Source organism: Oribacterium sp. P9 (genome assembly GCF_046365365.1).
Classification (GTDB): Bacteria; Bacillota; Clostridia; order Lachnospirales; family Lachnospiraceae; genus Oribacterium.
In genome coordinates, this window is sequence record NZ_JBKEIS010000052.1 from 1 (window position 1) to 737 (window position 737).

Sequence of the window (737 nt, forward strand, 5' to 3'; positions counted from 1 at the left end):
GAAAGGTTATGACAAGATATCTATTATGTAAAGAAATGCGAGAAAAAGGCTCAATTAGCCAACCTTTTGCTTAGATTTCTTTACATAATAATCAATGCAAGTAACATGAGACTGAAAGGAGGATCTGTCTCATGATTACAGATTTAAAACTATTAATAGAAACCTGCAGGAATGAAATGCATGACCGAGAGTATACCGGACATCATGCAGATATGATCAATAAGGAATGGATATCAGTTTTCCAGTGGTTTTCTGAAAAAGGTATTAGTGAGTTTACTACCTCGCTTGGATATCAATACTGCGATGAAATAATCGGTTCTCATATCATCGTAGATGGAATGACATTTAAGCAAAAAGTAAGACTACGCGCTGTACGGATGCTGATTTCGTACCAAAAGGATGGAGATTTTGAATTTCGTACTCCTCGGATCGAACGATCTTTTTCAGGTGAAACAGGGGAGAAGATTCTGTTGTTTTTTCAACATGAACGATCGATAGGACGTTCGGAAAAAACTATCGAATGTCGAGAGTTTTATCTGCACTCTTTTAATCAGTATCTCGTGCAGAATAAATTATCTTTTAACGACATGTCAGTCGATGTTATTGAAGAATATTTTCGCTTTATGGGGTATGAATTGTCAAACCGACATAACAGCGCAAATCATCTCAGACAGCTTTTTCATTATCTATACGATTGTGGATACTCAGATAGGGATAATGCTGTTTTTGTGCTCAAG

General features: G+C 36.4%; 1 protein-coding gene. It reads left to right on the forward strand.

The annotated features are described in order from the left end of the window. Nucleotides 1-131 precede the first annotated feature (131 nt). A partial coding sequence (locus tag ACK8P7_RS10950) for a phage integrase SAM-like domain-containing protein (protein ID WP_410044230.1) occupies nucleotides 132-737 on the forward strand: 606 nt, incomplete at its 3' end.